This window comes from Pseudomonas sp. DrBHI1 (assembly GCF_002205115.1).
GTDB classification, from domain to species: domain Bacteria; phylum Pseudomonadota; class Gammaproteobacteria; order Pseudomonadales; family Pseudomonadaceae; genus Aquipseudomonas; species Aquipseudomonas mosselii.
Genome location: NZ_NIBE01000020.1, coordinates 23,883 through 39,495, shown reverse-complemented (window position 1 = coordinate 39,495; position 15,613 = coordinate 23,883). Strand labels below are relative to the sequence as shown.

Here is a 15,613-nt window from a genome sequence, read left to right as displayed (position 1 = left end):
CCCAGGCGCAAAGCCCTGTAGAATCACCCGCCGCAAGCCCGGCGCGCAGCGCGCCGGGCAGGATTCGCAGCAGAGCCCCACGTCATGCCCCTGTTCAACAGCCCCTTCGCCGACCTCGACCTGATCCGCCAGCCGGCCCAGGCCAATGACCCGCTGCTGGCCTTCGACGCCGCCGACCAGTACCTGCTGGAACACCTGGCCGCCCAAGTGCCACAGGCGAGCTGCAGGGTGCTGGTGCTCAACGACAGCTTCGGCGCCCTTGCCGCGAGCCTCGCGGGGCATGTGCAGGTGACCAGCAGCGGCGACTCGCACCTGGCGCACCTGGCCCTGGAGAAAAATCTGGCGGGTAACGGCAGGCCGTTCGACAGCGTGCCTTTCATCCCCGCCAGCGAGACCTTCCCTGGCCCGTTCGACCGCGTGCTGGTGCGCGTGCCCAAGACCCTGGCACTGCTCGAGGAACAGCTGATCCGCCTGCAGGGCCAACTGGCGCCCGGCGCACAGGTGATCGCCGGGGCCATGATCAAGCACCTGCCCCGCGCCGCCGGCGACCTGATGGAAAAGTACATCGGCCCGGTCCAGGCCTCGCTAGCGCAGAAGAAGGCGCGTCTGCTGATTGCCAGCGTCGGCGAACGTCCGACCGCACGCTCGCCCTACCCCAGCCGCTACCGCCTGGACAGCCCGGCCCTTGAGTTGGTCAACCACGCCAATGTGTTCTGCCGCGAAGGCCTGGACATCGGCACCCGCGCCTTCCTGCCGCACCTGCCACGCGACCTGGGCCGTGCCCGGATCGCCGACCTGGGCTGCGGCAATGGCGTGCTGGCGATCGCCTGCGCCCTGGCCAACCCGGATGCGCAATTCACCCTGGTCGACGAGTCGTTCATGGCGGTGCAGTCGGCGCGGGAGAACTGGCAGGCGGCGCTGGGCGAGCGCGAGGTCACGATCAGGGCCGCGGATGGCCTGGCCGGCCAGGAGAAACAATCGCTGGACGTGGTGCTGTGCAACCCGCCGTTCCACCAGCAGCAGGTGGTGGGCGACTTTCTTGCCTGGCGCATGTTCCAGCAGGCCCGGGAGGCGCTGGAAGTCGGTGGGGCGCTGTACATCGTCGGCAACCGCCACCTGGGCTATCACAGCAAGCTGGCGCGGTTGTTCCGAGGGGTCGAGCAGGTGGCGGCGACACCGAAGTTCGTGGTGCTCAAGGCCCGGAAATAAACATCCAGTAGAAAACGAGAAAAGCCCGCTCCTACTGGTCCTGTAGGAGCGGGCTTGCCCCGCGACCGGGCTGCAACGCAGCCCTCGCAACCTAGTGGGTACTAAGGCCGGCAGCACTCATGAACATGCGCATGCCATAAGCCACCACCCCAAGCGCCGCCACGCTCAGCCCCCAGATCAGCACCAGCCAACCCAGGCGTTGCCAGAGCGGCTTTTTTTCTTCGACGTTCATCACGATGCGCTCCTAGTGATAGCCATCTTCATGGGTCACCTTGCCGCGGAACACGTAGTAGCTCCAGTAGGTGTAACCAAGAATGAACGGCAGGATGAACAGCGTGCCCACCAGCATGAAGCCCTGGCTCTGCGGTGGCGCCGCAGCGTCCCAAATGCTGATGGACGGCGGGATGATGTTCGGCCACAGGCTGATGCCCAGTCCGCTGTAGCCCAGGAAGATCAGCACCAGGGTCAACAGGAACGGCGTGTAGTGGGCATCGCGTGCCACCGCCCGCAGCAGGCCGTAGAACGTCACCAGCACCAGGATCGGCACGGGCATGAACCAGACCAGGTTGGGCATGCTGAACCAGCGCTCGGCGATCTGCGGGTAAGCGATCGGCGTCCACAGGCTGACCACACCGATGACCGCCAGCAGCACCAGCGCCAGTGGCCGAGCGATGTCATGCATCTGCTTCTGCAATGGCCCTTCGGTCTTCATGATCAGCCAGGTGCAGCCCAGCAGAGAGTAGGCGACGATCAGGCCCAGTCCACTGAACAGCGTGAACGGCGTCAGCCAGTCCAGGGTGCCGCCGACGAACTTGCGGTCGACCACCTTGAAGCCCTCGATGAACGCGCCCAGGGCCACGCCCTGGAAGAAGGTCGCCACCAGCGAACCCCAGATGAACGCCTTGTCCCAGATGTGGCGTTTGTTGGCCCGGGCCTTGAAGCGGAACTCAAAGGCCACGCCCCGGAAGATCAGCCCCACCAGCATCAGGATCAACGGCAGGTACAGTGCTTCGAGCACTACTGAGTAGGCCAGCGGGAAAGCGCCGAACAGTGCCGCGCCGCCCAGCACCAGCCAAGTCTCGTTGCCGTCCCATACCGGGGCGACGGTGTTCATCATCACATCGCGGTCATGCTCGTCCTTGACGAAGGGGAAGAGCATGCCGATGCCCAGGTCGAAACCATCCATCACCACGTACATCATGACGCCGAAGATGATGATCACGGCCCAGATCAGCGGAAGATCGATACCCATCTCAGTTCCCCTTGCTCAGGCTGGCGGAGTCGGCCTCATGGCCGTCATCGGCGGCGGACAGCGGCCGCGCTGGCGTGCGTTTCTGGCCAGGGCCTCCGGGGGGCTGCGTGTCGCCCTCGCCTGTGTGCGGACCTTTGCGCACCAGACGCATCATGTAGCCGAGCCCGGTGCCGAACAGGGCGAAATAGACCACAACGAACATCACCAGGGTGAAGCCGAGTTGCGCATAACTGTGGTTGGACACGCCGTCGGCGGTACGCATCAGGCCGTAGACAACCCAGGGCTGACGACCGACCTCGGTGGTGAACCAGCCGGCGAGGATGGCGATCAAGCCAGACGGGCCCATCCACAAGGTCAGGTAGAGGAACGGACGCGAGCTGTACAGCGTGCCGCGCTTGCGCAGCCAGAGGCTCCACAGGCCAACGAAGATCATCAGCATGCCCAGACCGACCATGACCCGGAACGACCAGAACACGATGGTCGAGTTGGGCCGGTCCTCGGGCGGGAAATCCTTCATCGCCGGGACCTGCTTGTCCAGGCTGTGGGTGAGGATCAAGCTGCCAAGCGCCGGGATCTCGATCTTGAAGCGGGTGGTCTCGGCCTGCATGTCGGGAATGCCGAACAGGATCAGCGGGGTCGGCTCGCCGGGCTTGTTCTCCCAGTGACCTTCGATGGCGGCGATCTTCACCGGTTGGTGCTTGAGGGTGTTCAAGCCATGGAAGTCACCGATCACCGCCTGCACCGGCGCGACGATCAGCGCCATCCACATGGCCATCGACAGCATCTTGCGCACCGCCGGGTTGTCGCGCCCGCGCAGCAGGTGCCAGGCCGCCGAGGCGCCGACGAAGAACGCGGTGGCGACGAAGGCCGCGGTGGCCATGTGCATCAGCCGGTAGGGGAACGACGGATTGAAGATCACCGCGAACCAGTCCACCGGGATCACCTGGCCGTTGACGATCTCGTAGCCCTGGGGCGTCTGCATCCAGCTGTTGGAAGCGAGGATCCAGAACGTCGACACCAGCGTGCCGAGCGCCACCATGCATGTGGCGAAGAAGTGCAGGCCACGCCCGACACGGTTCCAGCCGAACAGCATGACCCCCAGGAAACCGGCCTCGAGGAAGAAGGCGGTCAAGACCTCGTAGGTGAGCAAGGGACCGGTGATGGAGCCGGCAAAGTCGGAGAACTGGCTCCAGTTGGTGCCGAACTGATAGGCCATGACCAATCCCGAGACCACGCCCATGCCGAAGTTGACGGCGAAGATCTTCGACCAGAAGTGGTAGAGGTCACGGTAGGTGTTGTCGCCGGTCTTAAGCCAAAGGCCTTCGAGGACCGCCAGGTAGCTCGCCAGGCCAATGGTGATGGCCGGGAACAGGATGTGAAAGGACACGGTAAAGGCAAACTGGATTCGGGCGAGCTCTAAGGCTTCCAATCCGAACATGGTGCTTCCTCTTCAGGTAATCCGGCGACCGGGCTCATGGCCTGTCGCCCACTGCCCCCACGGGTATCGAGTGCGGCGCGTTGGAATTGTTCTGTTCGATCGCGGGGATTCCGGCCCAAGGGCCAAGATCGTTGCATCTGGAACGATTGATCCAGATCAACGACTGAATGGAAGCATAGTCCCGAATGACCCATCCGGATGTGTGGTTGATTGCCGCGTGACCGGTTGCCTCACCCTCTTTCTTCGTAGATGAAACGTTGATCCACGCCGCTTTCAGCAACCATTTGTTACAAACAGATGTTACGCTGCAGCCCCCTCTATTTCCGAGGTCGCAGGCCTAGCGATGTCCGATTCCGCCCCGCAACTGCTGCGCCATCACCGCCCCTTCCTCGCCTTCTGGCTGGCCCGCGTATTCACCGCCAGCGGCTTCCAGATGCTCACCGTGGCCATCGGCTGGCACCTCTACCAGCTCACCGGCAATGTACTCGACCTGGGCCTGGTCGGGCTGGTCGAGTTCGCCCCGCGGGTACTGTTCATGCTGCACACCGGGCATGTCGCCGATCGCTATGACCGACGCAAGGTCGCCGCCCTGTGCCAGACCCTGCAGGCGCTGATCGCCCTGGCGCTGGCCGTGGGCAGCTTTACCGACAACGTCAGCCGTGAACTGATCTTCGTCCTGGCCTTCCTGCTGGGTGCCGCCCGCTCGTTCGAGATGCCGGCGACCCAGGCGCTATTGCCCAACGTGGTGCCGCCCGGACTGTTCCCCCGCGCGGTGGCGGCCTCGGCCTCGGCGACCCAGGCGGCGACCATCGTCGCCCCGGCGGTGGGCGGCCTGCTCTACGCCCTCGGCAGTACCTGGGTGTACGGTCCGACCGTAGCCCTCTATCTCATTGCCTGCCTTTTGACGCTGAGCCTCGATGCCCGTCGGCAGCAGCCGCAGCCAGGCAGGGCCAACCTCGACTCGCTGCTGGCCGGGATCCGCTTCATCCGCAGTCGTCCGGATATCCTCGGCGCGATCTCGCTGGACCTGTTCGCCGTGCTGCTCGGCGGCGCCACCGCGCTGCTGCCGGTGTTCGCCAAGGACATCCTGCTCACCGGCGCCTGGGGCCTGGGCCTGTTGCGCTCAGCGCCCGCCGTCGGGGCATTGCTGATGTCGCTGTGGCTGGCGCGCTTCCCGGTGGAACGCAAGGTGGGTCTGACCATGTTCACCGCAGTGGGCATATTTGGCGTGGCGACCATCGCCTTCGGCCTCTCGACCTCGTTCTGGTTCTCATTGGCGGTGCTAGTGGTGCTGGGCGCGGCAGACATGATCAGCATGGTCATCCGCAGCGCATTCGTGCAGTTGGAGACGCCGGACGAGATGCGTGGCCGGGTGAGCGCGGTGAACGGATTGTTCATCGGTGCCTCGAACCAGCTCGGCGAGTTCGAGTCGGGCGTTACCGCGCACTGGTTCGGCACAGTGCCGGCGGTGGTGCTCGGTGGCGTGGGCACGCTTGTGGTGACCGGGGTGTGGATGAAGCTGTTCCCGACGTTGACTCACCGCGACCGGATGCATAACGGCTGATCGGTTGCCTGTGCCGGTCTATTCGCGGGCTTGCCCGCGAAAGGGCCGACACAAGCTACAGAAAGCCCTCTCCCCAATGGCCATAGGCCCCCGCCATCCTTGCTGGTATGATGCGCGGCTTTTTTCCGCCCCACACAAAACCACGGTATCCGGTACGGTCTGTGCTTTGCTGTTGGGGTCGATACATTCACGGCGCGAGGGCGCCCGGGGAGCAGGCATGCTGGAAAGGCTGTTTCAACTAAAAGCACACGACACCAATGTGCGCACCGAGATTCTCGCGGGCGTCACCACCTTCCTGGCCATGGCCTACATCCTGTTCGTCAACCCGAGCATCCTCGGCGAGACCGGCATGGACAAGGGCGCGGTGTTCGTCGCCACGTGCCTTGCCGCGGCCATCGGCTCGGTGACCATGGGCATCATCGCCAACTACCCGATCGCCCTGGCGCCGGGCATGGGCCTGAACGCCTTCTTCACCTACACCGTGGTCCTGCACATGGGCCACACCTGGCAGGTGGCGTTGGGGGCTGTATTCCTCTCGGCAGTGCTGTTCTTCCTGCTGTCGATCTTCCGCATCCGCGAGTGGATCGTGAACAGCATCCCGCTGCCGCTGCGCTCGGCCATCGCCGCGGGCATCGGCCTTTTCCTGGCGCTGATCGCCCTGCATAACGCAGGTATCGTCGTCGATAACCCAGCAACCCTGGTGGGCCTGGGCGATCTCAGCAAACCGGCACCGATCCTCGCCACCCTGGGCTTCTTCCTGATTGTCGCCCTCGAGTCGCTGAAGGTACGCGGCGCGGTGCTGATCGGCATCCTGGCCGTGACCGTGGCCTCGATCGTGATGGGGGTCACCCCGTTCGGCGGCGTGGTCTCGATGCCGCCGTCGCTGGCCCCGACCTTCCTGCAGCTGGACATCGCCGGCGCCCTCGACGTTGGCCTGATCAGCGTGATCTTCGCCTTCCTGTTCGTCGACCTGTTCGACAACTCCGGCACCCTGATCGGTGTGGCCAAGCGCGCCGGCCTGATGGGCAAGGACGGCCACATGCCGAAGATGGGCCGCGCCCTGATCGCCGACAGTACCGCCGCCATGGCCGGGTCCCTGCTGGGTACCTCGACCACCACCAGCTACATCGAGTCGGCGGCGGGCGTGAGCGCGGGCGGGCGCACCGGCCTGACCGCCATCGTGGTCGCCGTGCTGTTCCTGCTGGCGCTGTTCTTCGCCCCGCTGGCCGGCAGCGTGCCGGCCTTCGCCACCGCGCCGGCCCTGCTGTTCGTCGCCGTACTGATGGCCTCGGGCCTGGCCGAGATCAACTGGGACGACGTCACCGAAGCCGCGCCGGTGGTGGTGACGGCCCTGGCCATGCCACTGACCTACTCGATCGCCAACGGCATCGCCTTCGGCTTCATCGCCTGGACCGCCATCAAGCTGATCTCCGGCCGTCACCGCGACCTGAACCCGGCGTTGGTAATCCTGTCGATCCTGTTCGTCATCAAGCTGGGCTGGTTCCCCGCATGAGTGCTGTCCTGGATCCTTCACAATACGACGCGCAACTGGCGGCCAAGGCCGCCCGCCTGCGCGAGCTGCTGGCCCCGTTCGGCGCGCCGGAGCCGGCGCTGTTCGACTCACCGCGCGAGCACTATCGCCTGCGCGCCGAATTCCGCCTGTGGCGCGAGGGCGGTCAACGTCACTACGCGATGTTCGCCCCGGGCGAGAAGCACAAGGCAATCCTGATCAACGATTTTCCCATCGCCAGTGAGCGCATCAATGAACTGATGCCACGTCTGAAGGCCGCCTGGCAGGGCAACGAGGCACTCGACAATCGCCTGTTCCAGGTCGAGTTCCTCACCACCCTGGCCGGTGACGCGATGGTCACCCTGTGCTATCACCGCCCTCTGGACGAAGCCTGGGAGGCTGCCGCGCAGCAACTGGCCAGTGACCTGAACGTCAGCGTGATCGGCCGCTCCAAGGGCAAGCGCGTGGTGATCGGCCGCGACTACGCCGTGGAAAAACTCGACATCGCCGGACGCACCTTCAGTTATCGTCAGCCCGAAGGCGCCTTCACCCAGCCCAACGGCGCGGTGAACCAAAAGATGCTCGGCTGGGCCTTCGAGGCCATGGGCGAGCGCCAGGACGACCTGCTGGAGCTGTACTGCGGCAACGGCAACTTCACCCTGCCGCTGGCGACCCGCGCGCGCCAGGTACTGGCCACCGAGATCAGCAAGACCTCGGTCAACGCCGCCCTGCATAACCTCGACGAGAACGGCGTGGATAATGTGCGCCTGGTGCGCCTGTCGGCCGAGGAGCTGACCCAGGCGCTGAACGAGGTCCGCCCGTTCCGCCGCCTGGAAGGCATCGACCTGAAAAGCTACGACTTCGGCACCGTGTTCGTCGACCCGCCGCGCGCCGGCATGGACCCGGACACCTGCGAGCTGACCCGTCGCTTCGAGCGCATCCTGTACATCTCGTGCAACCCGGAAACCCTGGCGCAGAACATCGCCCAGCTGCACGATACCCACCGTATCGAGCGCTGCGCGCTGTTCGACCAGTTCCCGTATACCCATCACATGGAAAGCGGCGTCCTGCTGGTTAGGCGCTGACCTTCAGATCGCCGGGGCTGGTTTGCAGCCCATCCGACCGGTCCGACGCCTCGGCAAGGCCGCTCCTACAGGGAATCGCGTACTCCTGAGCGGCCTTGCCGAGGCGTCGGACCGGTCGGATGGGCCGCAAAGCGGCCCCTGAAGCTTCAGTCAGAAATCGAAGAACACCGTCTCCCCTTCCCCCTGGATACGGATATCGAAACGATACGCCGTCTTCCCCTCTACCTCGCAACGCCTGGCGATCAGCGTCTCGCGCCGCTGCGGCTGCTCGATCAGGTTGAGCACCGGGCACCGGGCGTTCGCCTCACCCTCGTCATCGAAGTACAACCGTGTATGCAGGTGGATGTTGATCCCCCGGGCAAACAGGCTGATGTTGATGTGCGGCGCCATCGGCACGCCCGCGGCATTGTTCACCACACCCGGCTTGACCGTATGCAGGGTCCATTCGCCGGCATCGAAGGTGGTCGCGGTGCGGCCGAAGCTGTTGAAGGCGTTCTCGTGGTTGAACTCATCCTGGTAGCGGCCATCGGCATCAGCCTGCCAGACCTCCAGGAAAGAGTCGCGCACCAGGTGGCCGTTGCCGTCGTATACCTGGCCGAGCAACAGGATTTGTTCGCCCGGCGCCTCGGGGGTGGCCAGGCGGTTCCAGATTTCCTGGTCGCGGGTCGGGTTGCCTGCGGCTTCCAGGGCCAGGCCGATGTGCACATAGGGGCCGGCGGTCTGCGAAGGGGTTTCCGGCAGCAGTTCGATAGGCATCACGGGCCTCCTCAGCGGTTTTCGAAGTGGGTCTGGCGCTGGCCGCGCAGGACAATGTCGAAGCGGTAGGCCAGGCAATCCATGGGGTTGGCGTGGCTCATGTCGAGCCTGGCGATCAGCCGCTGGACCGCGTCGGGGTTGGCGATCGACTTGACGATCGGGCACAGCGGAATCAGCGGATCGCCCTCGAAGTACAACTGGGTGATCAGCTTGGTCGCGATCGACGGTCCGCTGATGGAGAAGTGGATATGTGCCGGGCGCCAGTCGTTGGGGCCGTTGCGCCATGGGTATGGACCGGGCTTGATGGTACGAAAGCTGTAGTAGCCGTCGCGGTTGGTCAGGCAACGGCCGACACCGCCGAAGTTCGGGTCCAGCGGCGCCAGGTAGCGGTCGTTCTTGTGCCGGTAGCGACCGCCGGCGTTGGCCTGCCACATCTCCACCAAGGTGTTGGCCACCGGCTTGCCGTACTGGTCGACAACGCGGCCGGCGACGATGATGCGCTCGCCGATCGGCAAGCCGCCGTGGTTGAAGTTGAGCAGCAAGTCATGGTCGTGTTCGCCGAAACGCAGATGGGAAAAGTCCGGGCCGGTACTTTCGCTGATCGACTGTGGGATGCTGACCAGCGCCTGGCGCGGCGAGCGCGCCACCGAGGTCTTGTAGTCGGGGGTGAAGGCCTTGGGGTGCCAGTTGCGATCACGGATCACGAAGCGGCTGGTGTCCTGGGCGGGCATGCCGGTTTCCTCTCTTGGAATTGTCGAACGCCTGGGCGTGGCAGGCGGAGTTGCAGTTTCCAGCAGGCCAATCGGGATGAATATTGAATTCAGCAGTCTTAGCCATAACCATTTGGTTATGCACAAGCGACCAAGGCGACGCCGAGGGCAGCACTGAACTAATCTTTGACTTCTTGTTTCACGAACCGGAGAGCTCTACATGGAATGGCGAAAAGGCCGACGCAGCGACAACGTGGTCGATGCCCGCGGCGAAGGGGGCGGCGGCATGCGCTTCGGCGGCGGCAAGGGCCTGGGGCTCGGCGCCATCCTGTTGATCGTCGGCATCGGCTGGCTCACCGGGCAGGACCCGTTGCAGATCCTCGGCCAGCTGGCCGGACAGATGGAGCAGCAGCAGACCGCCCCGGCCAACGTTGGCAGCAAGGCGCCGCCGGCCAACGACGAGCAGGCCGAGTTCGTCGCCTCGATCCTCGGCGACACCGAGGACACCTGGAAGGCGCTGTTCGCCCAGGCCGGCAAGCAGTACCGCGATCCCAAGCTGGTGCTGTTCAGTGGCCAGGTCAATTCCGCCTGCGGTTTCGCCTCATCGGCGGTCGGGCCGTTCTACTGCCCGGCCGACCAGCGCGTGTACCTGGACATGACCTTCTTCCGCGAAATGGAAACCCGCTTCAAGGCAGCCGGGGATTTCGCCCAGGCCTACGTGATCGCCCACGAAATCGGCCATCACGTGCAGACCCTGCTCGGGGTCTCGGCCAAGGTCGACGCCGCACGCCGCAACGGCCAGCGCATGGAAGGCGACAACGGCCTGCTGGTGCGCCAGGAACTGCAAGCCGACTGCCTGGCCGGGGTCTGGGCCTACCAGGCACAGAAACGCCTGAACTGGCTGGAGCCGGGGGATGTGGAAGAGGCACTGAACGCCGCCAATGCCATCGGTGACGATCGCCTGCAGCAGCAGGGGCAAGGACGGGTGGTGCCCGACTCCTTCACCCATGGTACCTCGCAACAGCGCGTGCGCTGGTTCAAGGCCGGTTTTTCCAGTGGCGACGTAAATCAGTGCGATACCTTCAGCGCGCGTAGCCTTTGATAGCCCCATCAGAACAGTGCACGCCCGTCGGTGTGCACTGGGTCTGCACCCGCAATTGACCACATCAAAAAACAAACGTATTCAACAAGTTATAAATTTGCTGAAAAAGCGTTTCAGCTTCTCGACGCTTTGCCGATAAGTCCTACACAAATCTGCGGGCTAACTGACAACAACAACGCCCAGCTTTTGAGATCAAGTGAGCGAAATCATTTTCTGGGAGAGCGTGCATGAACAGTTGGTTCGCTAATATCAGCGTCAACCTCAAACTCGGCCTGGGCTTCGGCCTGGTCCTGGTCCTGACCGGCCTGCTGGCCCTGACCGGCTGGAACAGCCTGGGCAGCCTTATCGACCGCAGCAACTGGATGAGCGACATCACCCAGCTCAACAGTGACCTGACCAACCTGCGCGTGGCCCGCCTGCAGTGGATGCTGACCAACGGCGACGATGCCTCGGCGGCCAACGTCCAAGCCAAGCTCGATGCCTTCGGCAGCCAGCAGCAGCACCTGGTCAACACCTTCAAGAGCCCCGAGAACCTCAAACTGCTGCGCGAGCAGGGCCAGAGCATCAGCGAATACCGGGTCTCGCTGGAGAAGATGCGCCAGGGCTACAAGACCACCCTCGCCGCCCGCGAATCGATGAACCAGACCGCGTCCCGCGCCAATGACGCCATCGAGGCGATCAGCGCCGCCGTGCTGTCCAGCGCCGAGAGCGATGCCAGCCGCCTGGCCCAATACCTGCTGATCAGCAAGGCCAAGCAACAGCTGGTGCAGGTGCGCCTTGACGTACGCAGCTACATCGCCGACCTGACCAGCGAAGCCGAGCAGGCCGCCCTGCGCCAGCTGGAAAACGCGCTGAATGAAATCGACAGCCTCAAGCGCCAGCTGCCGGGCGAAGCCTCACGCATCCAGCAATTCGAAAACGCCGTGCTGGCCTACCGCGACGCCGTGCGCCAGTTCCGCGACGCTACCGCGGCCATCGGTGTGGCCCGTGCCGAAATGACCGTGCAGGGCGCCGACATCGTCAAACGCAGCGACGAACTGTACAAGATCCAGATCGAGCGCCGTGACGCCGAAAGCGTCCAGGCCCGCACCCTGCAGACTACTGCCACCCTCCTGGCGCTGCTGGTCGGCGTACTCGCCGCATTCCTCATCACCCGTCAGATCACCCGCCCGCTGCGCGAGACCATGGACGTGGTCAACCGCATCGCCAGCGGCGACCTCACCCAGGAACTGCGTGTCACCCGTCGTGACGAGCTGGGCGCCCTGCAGCAGGGCATCGCTCGCATGGGCACCACCCTGCGCGACCTGATCACCGGCATCCGCGACGGCGTTACCCAGATCGCCAGCGCCGCCGAGGAACTGTCGGCGGTGACCGAGCAGACCAGCGCCGGCGCCAACAGCCAGAAGGTCGAGACCGACCAGGTGGCCACCGCCATGCACGAGATGGCCGCCACTGTCCAGGAAGTCGCGCGCAACGCCGAGCAGGCCTCGCACGCGGCGACCAACGCCGATGACGAAGCCCGGGTCGGCGACAAGGTGGTCGGTGAGGCCATCAGCCAGATCGAACGCCTGGCCCACGAAGTGCACCGCTCCACCGAGGCGATGACCCTTTTGCAGCAGGAAAGCCAGAAGATTGGCAGCGTCATGGACGTGATCAAGTCGGTGGCCGAGCAGACCAACCTGCTGGCGCTCAACGCCGCCATCGAGGCGGCCCGTGCCGGCGAGGCCGGTCGTGGCTTTGCCGTGGTGGCCGACGAGGTCCGTGGCCTGGCCCAGCGCACCCAACAGTCCACCGAAGAGATCGAAGGCCTGATCGCCAGCCTGCAGCACGGCACCCAGCAGGTTGCCGAAGTGATGAACGGCAGCCGCAGCCTGACCGACAGCAGCGTCGAGCTGGCGCGCAAGGCCGGTGGTTCGCTGGAGAGCATCACCCGCACGGTGTCGAACATCCAGTCGATGAACCAGCAGATCGCCGCCGCCGCCGAGCAGCAGAGCGCCGTGGCCGAAGAGATCAGCCGCAGCATCCTCAACGTGCGCGACGTGTCGGAGCAGACCGCCGCGGCCAGCGACGAGACCGCCGCCTCCAGCGTCGAGCTGGCGCGCCTGGGTGGTCACCTGCAGACACTGGTCAGCCAGTTCCGCGTCTGACCCTGTAACGCATCGCGGGGCAAGCCCGCTCCCACCGGTCGTGGGAGCGGGCTTGCCCCGCGATCATTTCACCCCAGCCTTATTTGACGATCATCCCCACCCCACGCCCACGCGGATCGGAAGCGGTCTCCAGCTTCTCCCCGGTGACCCGGATCGCCTGGATATCGCCCATCTCCCAGCCCTGGTCCTCCAGCACGTAGCCCATCTTCTTCAGGTCGTCGGCCACTGCCCCCTTGAGCGGCGCGTAGCTGTCGAAGTAGATCGTATCCTTGGGCAGCAACTGGTGATGCACGCGCTGCGCCGCCACCGCCTTCTCCAGCGGCATGCCGTAGTCATACAGGTTGTTCATCACCTGGAAGATCGAGGTGAAGATCCGCGAACCGCCCGGCGTGCCCAGTACCAGGGCCACCTTGCCATCGCGGGTCACCAGGCTAGGACTCATCGACGAGAGCATGCGCTTGCCCGGCGCGATGGCGTTGGCGTCGCCGCCGACCACGCCAAAGGCATTGGCCGCCCCCGGCTTGGCGCTAAAATCGTCCATCTCGTCGTTGAGCAGGAAGCCCGCGCCCTTGACCACCACGCCACTGCCATAGTCGAGGTTGAGGGTGTAGGTGTTGCTCACCGCGTTGCCCTGCTTGTCGACGATGGAGAAGTGCGTGGTCTGGTGCGGTTCCAGCCCCGGCTTGACCTTGTCGGTCTCGGAGATCGCGTTCGGGTTGACCTGGGCGGCGCGCTTGGCCAGGTAGTCCTTGGCCACCAGCTGGTCGACCGGGACCTTGGTGAAGGCCGGATCACCGAGATAGTCGGCGCGGTCGGCGAACACGCGTTTCTCGATCTCGGCCAGCAGGTGGATGTACTTGGCCGAGTTGTGCTCGACGCCCTTGAAGTCGGCCGCGCGGTCTTCCTTGATGCCCAGCAGCTGGGCCAGGGCGACACCACCGGAGCTTGGCGGCGGCGCGGTGTAGACCACATTGCCGCGCCAGTTGATGGCGATCGGGTCACGCCACACGGCCTTGTAGTCCTTGAGGTCGTCCTTGGTGATCAGGCCCTTGTCGGCCTGCATCTGCGCCACCAGCAGGTCGGCGGTCTTGCCCTGGTAGAACTCGCTCACGCCCTGGTCGGCGATGCGCTCCAGGGTCTGCGCCAGCTCCGGCTGCTTGAACAGCTCGCCGACCTTCATGTGGCCGAAGTAGTCGTTGAAGTTGGTGGCGGTCTTGAACAGGCCCTGGGCATCGTCGCGGTACTGGTACTGCTTCTGGGCGATCTTGAAGCCGTTCTGCGCGTAGCCGATGGCCGGCGTCAGCAGCTCGCTCCACTTGAGCTTGCCGAACTTCTGGTGCGCCTCCCACAGCCCCATCACCGTGCCCGGCACACCGGCGGCGCGTACGCCGACCAGGCTGAGGTTCTCGATCACCTCGCCCTTGTCGTCCAGGTACATGGTCTTGGTCGCGGCCTTGGGCGCCACCTCGCGGTAGTCGAGGAAGTAGGGCTTGCCGTCGACGAACAAGGTCATGAAACCACCGCCGCCGATATTGCCGGCCTCGGGGTAGGTCACGGCCAGGGTGAAGGCGGTGGCGACGGCAGCATCCACCGCGTTGCCGCCTTTCTTGAGGATATCGGCGGCCACCTGTGCGCCATATTGATCAGGGGCGGCCACCGCGCCGCCTTCCAGCGTCACGGCAAAGGCGGGGGAGCAGCTCAGGATCGCGGCCCCGAGGGCCAGTGGCTGGAACATGACGATACGCATGCGCACTTCCTTGGTGTTGTTTTTGTTGATCAGTCATTAAGGCCGAAGCCACCCGACTAAGCAAACACCATGGCAGGATTGCGCCGCCAATGGGCAGACACTGTCGCGTTCAGGCAACTCAGCAGGCGTAGGCGGCCAGCTTCTTCTGGATGAAATCGAGGAAACACTGGATCCGCAACGCCAACTGGGTGTTGCGGTAGTAGACCGCGTGGATCGGCTGGCGATAGCCGTTATTGTGCTCTGCGAGCAGCACCTGCAGGCGGCCGGCGCGGATGTCCTCGTGGGTCATGAAATGCGACAGGCTGACAATGCCTTCACCGGCGATGGCCAGCTGGCGCAGGGTTTCGCCACTGGAGGCAAGCAGTTGCGGGCGGATTGCCCAATGGTCGCCCTGGGCGTGGCGCAACGGCCAGCGGTTGAGCGATTCCAGGGTGCTGAAGCCGAGCAGGCAATGTTGGTCGAGATCCTCGACCTTGTGCGGCATGCCGTGCTGCGCCAGGTAATCGGGGCTGGCGAGGACCTGCACCGGGCTGCAGCCCAGCGAGCGGGCATGCAGGCTGGAATCGGACAGCTCGCCGATGCGGATGGCCACGTCGGTGCTCTGCTCCAGCAGGTCGATAATCAGGTCGTCGGTATTCAACTCCAGCTCGATACCAGGGTATTGCCGGCGGAACTCGCCGATCCACGGCAGGATCGCGTGCAGCATGAACGGCGCGGCGGCATTGATGCGCAGGCGCCCGGACGGGGTCTGGCGGTTCATCGACAGGCGCTCTTCCATGTCGTCCATCTGCTCGAGGATCAGCCGCGCGCGCTCTAGGAAGAAGCGCCCTTCCTCGGTCAGGTCCATGCGCCGGGTGGTGCGGTTGACCAACGTCGTGCCGAGCTTGCCCTCCAACCGCGACAGGGTGCGGCTGACGGCCGACGGCGTCTGGCCGATCTGCTCGGCGGCGGCGGAGATCGAGCCGCTGTCGATGACGGCGACGAAGACCTGGAGTTCTTCGGAGCGAGTTTTCACACGAATGACCTTGGCAGGGGTATGCCGTGATTGATAACCGCTGGGCGAAGCCTGTGCAAGCCGGCCCCACGATGGGGC

13 protein-coding genes and 1 pseudogene are annotated in these 15,613 nt (G+C 64.7%); 7 read left to right on the top strand and 7 right to left on the bottom strand.

What is annotated here, in order from left to right; genetic code table 11:
* Positions 1–84 precede the first annotated feature (84 nt).
* A complete protein-coding gene (locus tag CC207_RS03545) occupies positions 85–1,209 on the top strand; it encodes a methyltransferase (RefSeq protein WP_069017055.1) in 1,125 nt (374 codons plus the stop codon).
* Positions 1,210–1,300: 91 nt separating this feature from the next.
* On the opposite strand, the gene CC207_RS03540 is transcribed toward CC207_RS03545, so the two are convergent.
* Genes CC207_RS03540 through CC207_RS03530 form a run of 3 tightly spaced genes read right to left on the bottom strand, consistent with a single transcriptional unit; the run spans position 1,301 to position 3,899 of the window.
* Positions 1,301–1,441, bottom strand: coding sequence for a DUF2474 domain-containing protein (locus CC207_RS03540; RefSeq protein ID WP_036986195.1), 141 nt, complete (start codon positions 1,439–1,441; stop codon positions 1,301–1,303).
* A gap of 12 nt (positions 1,442–1,453) precedes the next feature.
* Positions 1,454–2,461 (bottom strand): cytochrome d ubiquinol oxidase subunit II, encoded by a 1,008-nt coding sequence (gene cydB, locus CC207_RS03535; RefSeq protein WP_028691333.1) that lies wholly within the window; start codon positions 2,459–2,461, stop codon positions 1,454–1,456.
* Position 2,462: 1 nt separating this feature from the next.
* Positions 2,463–3,899 (bottom strand): cytochrome ubiquinol oxidase subunit I, encoded by a 1,437-nt coding sequence (locus CC207_RS03530; protein WP_028691332.1) that lies wholly within the window; start codon positions 3,897–3,899, stop codon positions 2,463–2,465.
* Between the two features lie 343 nt (positions 3,900–4,242).
* Here CC207_RS03530 and CC207_RS03525 point away from each other — a divergent pair, with 343 nt between their 5' ends.
* The 3 genes from CC207_RS03525 (at position 4,243) to trmA (ending at position 8,058) form a co-directional block, all read left to right on the top strand.
* Positions 4,243–5,463 (top strand): MFS transporter, encoded by a 1,221-nt coding sequence (locus tag CC207_RS03525; protein ID WP_028691331.1) that lies wholly within the window; start codon positions 4,243–4,245, stop codon positions 5,461–5,463.
* 217 nt (positions 5,464–5,680) lie between these two features.
* Entirely contained in the window at positions 5,681–6,976 is a 1,296-nt protein-coding gene (locus CC207_RS03520) for an NCS2 family permease (protein ID WP_028691330.1), read from the top strand.
* Entirely contained in the window at positions 6,973–8,058 is a 1,086-nt protein-coding gene (trmA, locus tag CC207_RS03515) for a tRNA (uridine(54)-C5)-methyltransferase TrmA (RefSeq protein ID WP_028691329.1), read from the top strand. The genes CC207_RS03520 and trmA overlap by 4 nt, the downstream gene beginning before the upstream one ends.
* Before the next feature lie 150 nt (positions 8,059–8,208).
* Here the strand turns inward: trmA and pcaG are convergent, their stop codons facing one another.
* Both pcaG and pcaH read right to left on the bottom strand, forming a co-directional pair.
* The gene (pcaG, locus tag CC207_RS03510) at positions 8,209–8,814 is read right to left on the bottom strand and encodes a protocatechuate 3,4-dioxygenase subunit alpha (protein ID WP_028691328.1); all 606 of its coding nucleotides are present in this window, start codon (positions 8,812–8,814) and stop codon (positions 8,209–8,211) included.
* Between the two features lie 11 nt (positions 8,815–8,825).
* Positions 8,826–9,545 (bottom strand): protocatechuate 3,4-dioxygenase subunit beta, encoded by a 720-nt coding sequence (pcaH, locus tag CC207_RS03505; protein WP_088851598.1) that lies wholly within the window; start codon positions 9,543–9,545, stop codon positions 8,826–8,828.
* A gap of 199 nt (positions 9,546–9,744) precedes the next feature.
* Here pcaH and CC207_RS03500 point away from each other — a divergent pair, with 199 nt between their 5' ends.
* The 3 genes and pseudogenes from CC207_RS03500 to CC207_RS28220 all read left to right on the top strand — a co-directional run bounded on the left by CC207_RS03500 (position 9,745) and on the right by CC207_RS28220 (position 12,773).
* Entirely contained in the window at positions 9,745–10,626 is an 882-nt protein-coding gene (locus tag CC207_RS03500; RefSeq protein WP_028691326.1) for a neutral zinc metallopeptidase, read from the top strand.
* Between the two features lie 362 nt (positions 10,627–10,988).
* Positions 10,989–11,870, top strand: a pseudogene (locus CC207_RS28225) (methyl-accepting chemotaxis protein); the annotation flags it as partial.
* Between the two features lie 39 nt (positions 11,871–11,909).
* Entirely contained in the window at positions 11,910–12,773 is an 864-nt protein-coding gene (locus tag CC207_RS28220; protein WP_371877790.1) for a methyl-accepting chemotaxis protein, read from the top strand.
* A gap of 79 nt (positions 12,774–12,852) precedes the next feature.
* On the opposite strand, the gene ggt is transcribed toward CC207_RS28220, so the two are convergent.
* Positions 12,853–14,520, bottom strand: coding sequence for a gamma-glutamyltransferase (ggt, locus tag CC207_RS03490; protein ID WP_088851597.1), 1,668 nt, complete (start codon positions 14,518–14,520; stop codon positions 12,853–12,855).
* A 118-nt stretch (positions 14,521–14,638) separates the two neighbouring features.
* Positions 14,639–15,535: a LysR family transcriptional regulator gene (locus CC207_RS03485; protein ID WP_028691323.1), complete on the bottom strand. Its 897-nt coding sequence runs from the start codon at positions 15,533–15,535 to the stop codon at positions 14,639–14,641.
* Positions 15,536–15,613 lie beyond the last annotated feature (78 nt).

Coding starts and splice junctions, on each gene's coding strand:
- CC207_RS03545 (WP_069017055.1), top strand. CDS start 85: ATGCCCCTGTTCAACAGCCCCTTCGCCGACCTCGACCTGATCCGCCAG.
- CC207_RS03540 (WP_036986195.1), bottom strand. CDS start 1,441: ATGAACGTCGAAGAAAAAAAGCCGCTCTGGCAACGCCTGGGTTGGCTG.
- cydB (WP_028691333.1), bottom strand. CDS start 2,461: ATGGGTATCGATCTTCCGCTGATCTGGGCCGTGATCATCATCTTCGGC.
- CC207_RS03530 (WP_028691332.1), bottom strand. CDS start 3,899: ATGTTCGGATTGGAAGCCTTAGAGCTCGCCCGAATCCAGTTTGCCTTT.
- CC207_RS03525 (WP_028691331.1), top strand. CDS start 4,243: ATGTCCGATTCCGCCCCGCAACTGCTGCGCCATCACCGCCCCTTCCTC.
- CC207_RS03520 (WP_028691330.1), top strand. CDS start 5,681: ATGCTGGAAAGGCTGTTTCAACTAAAAGCACACGACACCAATGTGCGC.
- trmA (WP_028691329.1), top strand. CDS start 6,973: ATGAGTGCTGTCCTGGATCCTTCACAATACGACGCGCAACTGGCGGCC.
- pcaG (WP_028691328.1), bottom strand. CDS start 8,814: ATGCCTATCGAACTGCTGCCGGAAACCCCTTCGCAGACCGCCGGCCCC.
- pcaH (WP_088851598.1), bottom strand. CDS start 9,545: ATGCCCGCCCAGGACACCAGCCGCTTCGTGATCCGTGATCGCAACTGG.
- CC207_RS03500 (WP_028691326.1), top strand. CDS start 9,745: ATGGAATGGCGAAAAGGCCGACGCAGCGACAACGTGGTCGATGCCCGC.
- CC207_RS28220 (WP_371877790.1), top strand. CDS start 11,910: ATGGGCACCACCCTGCGCGACCTGATCACCGGCATCCGCGACGGCGTT.
- ggt (WP_088851597.1), bottom strand. CDS start 14,520: ATGCGTATCGTCATGTTCCAGCCACTGGCCCTCGGGGCCGCGATCCTG.